This window comes from Xenorhabdus sp. IM139775 (assembly GCF_028598745.1).
Lineage (GTDB): Bacteria > Pseudomonadota > Gammaproteobacteria > Enterobacterales > Enterobacteriaceae > Xenorhabdus.
The window spans coordinates 118676-125835 of record NZ_JAQRFK010000001.1 but is presented as its reverse complement, the minus strand read 5'-3'; the positions used below and the strand labels follow the sequence as shown (position 1 = coordinate 125835).

The window sequence follows — 7160 nt, the reverse complement described above, 5'->3', positions numbered from 1 at the left end:
ATAAAGACGTTAACAGTTTTAAGGTTTTTGCCGAAGAGGCAAAAAAAAGGCGTTTACCAGCGGATATGACAGTAAGTGGGCATGGTGCAAATTGGTGGTACGATTCATTATCCATTGATAACCAAAGAATGATCCAATCCAGTAAGATACCGCTATTGGTTATACAGTGCATGAGTGATAATAATGTTGATGCGGCCGGAGCACGAAAAATGATAACAGCACTTAATAACCCAATGGTTTCTTTTAAGACTTATGATGGATTAGATCATTTTTTCAAGGACAGTGACGGGAACTATCAGGCTGCAACAATAATTAAAGACATTAAAAGTTGGTATCAGTCACAAATCAAAGTCACTGCTGCCAGCCGTCCTTAAAAGTGCCATGTTCCATAATCATTCGTTATCATAGTGAGAATATCCAACATTTATTCCCCAAAATAAGGTGATGCCTGACTCTTGCATCACCTTATTTTGATTGAACAGGTTTAGTTTTCGCAGAGTAACCCCTTATCCATAACGCAATAACGACCAGAATAATAAAAAAAACGGGTACAGAGAGAGTCAGTTCCTTAAAAATAAACCTGCCCATATTTATTCCTGATACTTCCAAGGATAAAAATAAGGCTACAGGGCATGTCAAAAGACCTGAGATAAAGCCAATAACAATCAGATGATAAAATTTTCTTTTGTTCGCTTTTTGAATAATCGGATCTAATTTTTGCTGATATTGCCGGTATTTCATTATCAGGTACAAGAATCCCAACAATGAACTGAAATGCTGTAGAATTTTATATATCCCTATTCCCTGCCCGTGGGTAATGGAATGAAAAACGCGGGACTGTAATAGCGGCATTTGCTTGACAAAGAAACCCGTATCGTGAGTGAAGGCATCCCAGCCGATATGGGTCATGGCCCCTATAAATAACGACAGTACAAAAATGGCTCTGTCCTTATGGCTCTGTTTTTCATAACGCGCAAAGGATATTGGGGTAAGGACGGATAAAGGCGATGACAATAGATGTACAATCAAAAATATCAATAGACATAAAGGTAATGCGGTATAAAACCATCCGGGTAAGTGATGCGCGGTCGTCGCAATATCATATGACCCAACAGAGTAAAAGAAATCAGGAGACAAACTGCCGGTAATGAGCGCAGGTAAGTTCAACAACCGCCCTCCCGGAAGATCCTTCAAAGGAAAAACGGCGGCGGGATGTGAAAATGTCCATGGCATGGCGAAAAATCCTGAAACCAATAATGTTAATGTCTGCCAGAGGAAGTATACCTTGTTATCCTACTTGTTTATCCAGATAGCAAGAAGCAATTAACTGACACGTTTAACTTCTCCTACCAGAAAAATGTAGGAAAGTGCGCCAATCAGCGCAACAACTGAGATATAAACCAACGCGGGAGCGAAGCCGTAGCTCTGGGCTAAATAGCCGACAACCAGCGGGACGGTGATCCCGCCTAACCCACCAATGAAGTTGAATATCCCACCGGTAAGCCCGATTAAATGTATGGGTGCCAAAGAAGAAACAAGTGACCATGTAATAGAGGCAAAACCATTACCAAAAAATGCCAGCGCCATTAACAGCATAATTAACATGGGGTCATTCGTATAATTGGCTCCCACGATACAGATAGTGATAAGTAAACCACAAATAATCGGTGTTTTGCGCGCCACTCCCAGAGAGTAGCCTTTCTTAACCAGTTTATCCGCAATCCAGCCTGATAAAAGCACCCCAGCAAACGCGGCCAGAAAAGGTACGGTGGTCATAAATCCCGCCTTAAGTGCGGTGATCCCTTTTTCCTCGATCAGATAGTTCGGAAACCAAGTTAAAAAGAACCACAATGTTGACGCGATGGCGAATTGACCAAGGTAAACCCCCAGCAATTTACGATTAAACACTAATTTCCAGTCTTCCTTCGTCAGAGATAGCCGATCTTTTTGCCCTGTGGATATCTCACCATCCACCAAACCGCCGCCACTACGGATATAGTCAAGCTCTAGCGGATTGACGCCTTTACTCTTACGTGGGGATTGATACACCTTAATCCAGATAAATGACCAGATCATTCCGATCCCCCCAGTAATAATAAATACCCAGTGCCAGCTTAATGTTTCCTCAATCCAAATGAGCACCGGGGTCAGGAAAGCCAGCCCCACAAACTGACCGGATGTATAGAACCCTACCGCCGAAGCACGCTCTTGTTCAGGAAACCAACTGGTCACCATCCGGTTATTCGCCGGAAATGTTGGTGTTTCAAAAATACCGGTCATTGCCCGCAAACCCACCAATGATAATAGTCCGGTAGCAAACCCTTGCAACATGGTTGCCACTGACCAACCCAGAATGGCGATAAAGTAAGTCACTCTCGTGCCAATACGGTCAAGAAACCAGCCGCCGGGAATTTGACAGAGGGTGTATGACCAGGCAAAAGCAGAGAAAATGTATCCCATCTTGGTTCTACTGATACCAAATTCTTCCTGAATATAGGCTGATGCAACGGAGAGGTTCGCCCTATCGATATAGCAGATAACGACGGTCACAAAGATCATCACCAAGATCAAGTAACGACGGCGTGTAGGCTTTTCTTTCATGACAGAAATCTCCATTGAGTACCGAATTACCACTCAGCGACGGAACCATCCGCATGACGCCACAGCGGATTACGCCAGTCAGCGACATTCTGGCTACGGAAAATGACGTGTTCCTCATCAATTTCAACTCCTAATCCTGCTTTTGCCGGAGGAGAGAAGTTGCCACCCGTCATATCGAAGTCATTTTTATTTTTAACAAAATCTAAGAGTTCTGCACCTTGGTTATAATGGATCCCCATACTCTGTTCCTGAAAAATCGCATTGCGGGAAACAAAATCGACGTGAAGGCAAGCAGCCAGTGCAATCGGCCCAAGCGGACAGTGTGGTGCCAGCCCTACATCATAGGCTTCGGCCATGGCTGCTATCTTGTAGCACTCAGTAATCCCCCCGGCATGAGAGAGATCCGGTTGCAGAATAGACACCCCCCCAGCCTCCAGAACGCGCTTGAATTCAAAGCGAGAAAACATACGTTCTCCCGCAGCAATCGGAATGTGCGTTTGGGCAGCAAGGCGAGGATAATATTCGGCTTGCTCGGCCAGAACAGGCTCCTCAATAAAAAGCGGCCGGTATGGCTCAAGTTCATGTATCAGCACCTTAGCCATCGGTGCACTCACACGCCCATGAAAATCAAGCCCGAATTCAATCTGATTGCCAAACGTTTCCCGGATCTGTGCCACTATATTGACAGCGGCATCCACTTTCTGGGCATTGTCTATAATGCTCAGTTCCTCGCAACCGTTTAGCTTGAAAGTATCGAAACCTATTTTGCGCAAACTTTCTATTCCGGCAATCATATCTGCCGGACGATCTCCTCCCACCCAACTGTAGGCTTTGATTTTGTCCCGCACCAAGCCCCCGAGCAATTGCCAGACAGGCGCATTTAAAACTTTACCTTTGATATCCCAAAGTGCCTGATCAATGCCGGCAATCGCACTCATCAGGATCGGCCCCCCGCGATAGAATCCCCCTCGATACATCATCTGCCACAAGTCATTGATTCTGGCCGGGTCCTGACCAATAAGAGATTCACCTAACTCATGAACGGCCGTTTCAACGGTGCGGGCTTTGCCTTCAATCACGGGTTCCCCCCAACCAACAATTCCTTCATCGGTTTCCATTTTCAAGAACAGCCAACGCGGCGGCAAACGATAGGTCGTGAGTTTGGTGATCCTCATTGCATTGCCTCCCTGTACGCCTGAATAAACGCAGCGGCTTTTTCTTGAGTACGGCTGACAGGTTGCCCCGCGCGATACAAATCACTCCCCAACCCCGCGCCTAAACAACCGGCGGTTAACCAAACAGGCAAATTTTCCGGTGTCACACCGCCCACCGCGAAGACGGGGATCTCCGTGGGTAATACGGCTTTGAGTGCTTTGATATAATCTGGGCCAAATGCGGCAGATGGAAAGATTTTCAATGATTGCGCACCGGCATCGAGTGCTGCAAAGGCTTCTGTGGCCGTCGCGCAACCCGCACAAACGGTCATGCCGTGCTCCACCGCCCGGCGGATCACGGCAGGGTGCGTATTGGGTGTCACAACCAGTTTGCAACCCATCAGTGCAAGTTGCTCAACCTGCTTTGGTGTGAGCACCGTGCCGGCCCCAATCAGCGCCCTGTCACCATACGTTCTGACCATTGCGGAAAGACTGTTTTCCCAATCAGGGGAATTCAGGGGAATTTCGATGGCATCAAATCCCGCTTCAAGCAAGGCCTCAATATGGGGAGCAACCTCTGCTGGCGTGATACCACGCAAAATTGCAATGAGGGGAAGATTAGTTTGCCAGTGCATGGGCAATACTCCTTATACCTGCGAGAAAGGCCGTATCACCTTCAACTTGCTGCGTCGATAATTGGAGATGATTAAAGGCTGCCTGATAACGCGTTGCCAACGTAGGATTGCCCACAATAGTAATAGGCTGAGTAATCGGCTGTTTTGTGTCGCTGACGATCTGTTTTGTCATGATGGCGATTTCATGGCCAATCAGTAATCCAGACAAGAATTCACTGATAAACCCGGCAGGCAAGGCTTTTAAGACATGAGCCGCCCGGACTTCAAAAAGTTGTGGTAACAGTGCCGGGTTTTCAATACCGCGCAATAGCCCCGCACTAAAAATATCCGTATTGGTTTGCTGTTCAGGCAAGCCAACCCCCACCAGAGAGTGCTGCAACAGGATATGATGCAGCTCACCGGTCATGACGGTACGAAAATCCAGAATGGTTGAGCTGTCTGTCGTTACCCACTTGCAATGCGTCCCCGGCATCACATACAAAGAGGAGGGAGCCAAGTGGCAGGCACCGAGAAGCTGTGTTTCCTCTCCCCTCATGACATTAATATTGTTTTCGCGTTCAATACTCAGGCCAGGAACAATCCAGACCTGTTCAGCAACCGGCATTAATTGTTGGCCAATGGCTGTCAAGGCAACAGGACACGGCAAATAAGGCGCAATTTTCCAGCCAGCATTACTGCCTATCATGCCTGCCATGATGACTGGCGTGTTAACGTCACGCCAACCTGCGGTGATTTCCGCCAACACCGCCAGCGGTGAAGCCCCCTTCAATTTTGTAATACCGGCTTCTGACTGACGTTTATCCAGACAGGACTTATTGTCGAAAAGCCAGGCACGCAAATTGGTGGAGCCCCAGTCTATCGCGATGTAGCGGAGTGTCATGTTATTTCCTTACTTCGTCGGTTGAGCTATCAATCACATGCAAGACAGCGTGTTCAGCCGCATCTGCACCTTGGCGACGAATGACCTCAAACAAAGCGTTATGTTGTTGAGGTTTTATGGCCTGTATTGGGTTTATCCACAGGGGTTATTAAGGAAAGTGGCTTAGTTCACCGTATATTGTTTATTTTCTATGCTGAATAACAATATTGAATAACAATGCTGAATAACGAAATTGCAATGACTGTATCCTGATTTAATCACTTTGAACTACGACGTTGATCACAAAAATATTGATCACAAAAACATCAATCACAAAAAATACCATTCAGAACGAAACCATCTCAGCCGGATTAAGTGTGCTTATCACGCCCAAAGCGCCTTTAATCAATGGGATAGCCATCGGAGAGAGATAAGAGCCCAGTGGAATGCTTGAGTGCTCAATGCGGGTAAGCATAGTAAAATCGTGATTGCGGCTGGTGAAATCGTCACTGATGGCTTTGCCGATGCGAACTGTCTGCGCGACGCCATGACCGCTCCAGCCATGCACCATATACACAGGGACGTTGTCATCGCTTTTGCGGGCATCCGTGGCACCGTTCAGGGTCAGATCGCTGATCCCGCCCCAAGAGTATTCTAATTCGGGTTTTTCCAGATGCGGGAACACGGTTCTGATACGATCAAGCAAGTAGTTGTTCACATCACGCGGTGACCAGGAGTTGCCGGTGCCTTGTCCGCCAAACAGCAGGCGGTTATCGCGCACCGGGCGATAATAGTCTATTTGTAACTGTGTATCGTAGACCGGCAGACCTGACGGTATCAGCGCTTTGATATCCACGGGCAACGGCGGAGTGACGCCCACATAGGTGAAAAAAGGCACGGTAGTAGAAGAGCCGGCAATAAATTTCTTGGTAGCACCATGCACGCCCAGTACCACGGCCTTGCTCGCCCTGATCACTCCCCGTTCAGTTTCTATGATCGCACCGCTGGCTTCCTGCCTGATACCCTTCACTTGCGTGCCCTCATAGACTCGCCCACCCAGTCTGGCAAAGCCATAAACCAAGCCTCGCAGTAGCGCCAGTGGCTGAACTTGTCCACCGATGTTGTCGATATTGGCACCATGATAGATACCCGAACGCACATACTCTTCCTGCAATTCGTAGGGCCCAATAACATTCACCCCGCTATCTCCCAGATGGCGCCGGGCATCGGCATTCGCCACCAATGGCCCCATATGGCCTGGGTGTATCGCTGCGGTAATATGACCATATTTGCGGTCACATTCAAAACCGTAACGCTCCCGGAGTTCATCCACAAGATCCATCGCTTCAACCGATGCAAAACGCCATAACCGCCTGGCCTCATCGGGTGAAAATTTTTCCAGCATGGTTTCGGCTGCCCAGCGAGCAATACCGGGGGTCATCTGCCCGCCATTACGGCCGGACGCTCCCGAACCAATGTTATCCTTTTCAACCAGAATCACATCCACGCCCGCTTCTGCAAGATGCAGTGCAGTAGAAGCCCCCAGCAAACCGCCGCCAACGACGACAACCTCGCAACTCTGCTCTCCGGGAAAACCGTTGCCGGGAAAACCGCCAAGAGCCGGCCAATCAGTCAGGGAGGCTTCATAGTAGTTGGCTGGCATGGCGATGGCAGCCATGTCCCGATGCCAGTTCCAGATACGCGGGTCCAACCCCAATCGGCTGGTTCGGTACTGTGCATCCGGCAACAGCGTCGGCCGGAGTTGATCAATATTGACAGCCGGCGCATCGGACGCTGTTAAGGTGCGGGCAAGCAAAGAGGTGGGAAGTATAGATGAAAGGACACCTGCTCCTGCAAGGGTCGCGGCAGTCGTCGAGATAAAATCTCTTCTGTTCATTGCCATTTCAGCTC

At 48.4% G+C, this 7160-nt stretch carries 6 protein-coding genes and 1 pseudogene; 1 reads left to right on the top strand and 6 read right to left on the bottom strand.

The window, feature by feature from the left end; all coding sequences use genetic code 11:
* A pseudogene (locus tag PSI17_RS00550) lies at positions 1-374 on the top strand (dienelactone hydrolase family protein); the annotation flags it as partial.
* Positions 375-465: 91 nt separating this feature from the next.
* Here PSI17_RS00550 and PSI17_RS00545 read toward each other — a convergent pair.
* The 6 genes from PSI17_RS00545 to PSI17_RS00520 all read right to left on the bottom strand — a co-directional run bounded on the left by PSI17_RS00545 (position 466) and on the right by PSI17_RS00520 (position 7152).
* Positions 466-1233 carry a DUF4184 family protein gene (locus PSI17_RS00545; RefSeq protein WP_273550071.1) on the bottom strand — a complete coding sequence of 256 codons (768 nt, stop codon included), beginning with the start codon at positions 1231-1233 and terminating at the stop codon, positions 466-468.
* Positions 1234-1323: 90 nt separating this feature from the next.
* A complete protein-coding gene (locus tag PSI17_RS00540) occupies positions 1324-2616 on the bottom strand; it encodes an MFS transporter (protein ID WP_273550070.1) in 1293 nt (430 codons plus the stop codon).
* Between the two features lie 11 nt (positions 2617-2627).
* On the bottom strand, positions 2628-3776 hold the full coding sequence (dgoD, locus tag PSI17_RS00535; RefSeq protein WP_273550069.1) for a galactonate dehydratase: 1149 nt from the start codon (positions 3774-3776) through the stop codon (positions 2628-2630).
* Positions 3773-4390, bottom strand: a complete 618-nt coding sequence (locus PSI17_RS00530; protein WP_273550068.1) for a 2-dehydro-3-deoxy-6-phosphogalactonate aldolase — start codon at positions 4388-4390, stop codon at positions 3773-3775. The genes dgoD and PSI17_RS00530 overlap by 4 nt, the downstream gene beginning before the upstream one ends.
* Positions 4374-5270, bottom strand: coding sequence for a 2-dehydro-3-deoxygalactonokinase (locus tag PSI17_RS00525; protein ID WP_273550067.1), 897 nt, complete (start codon positions 5268-5270; stop codon positions 4374-4376). The genes PSI17_RS00530 and PSI17_RS00525 overlap by 17 nt, the downstream gene beginning before the upstream one ends.
* A gap of 325 nt (positions 5271-5595) precedes the next feature.
* Positions 5596-7152 carry an NAD(P)/FAD-dependent oxidoreductase gene (locus PSI17_RS00520; protein WP_273550066.1) on the bottom strand — a complete coding sequence of 519 codons (1557 nt, stop codon included), beginning with the start codon at positions 7150-7152 and terminating at the stop codon, positions 5596-5598.
* Between the last annotated feature and the right edge of the window lie 8 nt (positions 7153-7160).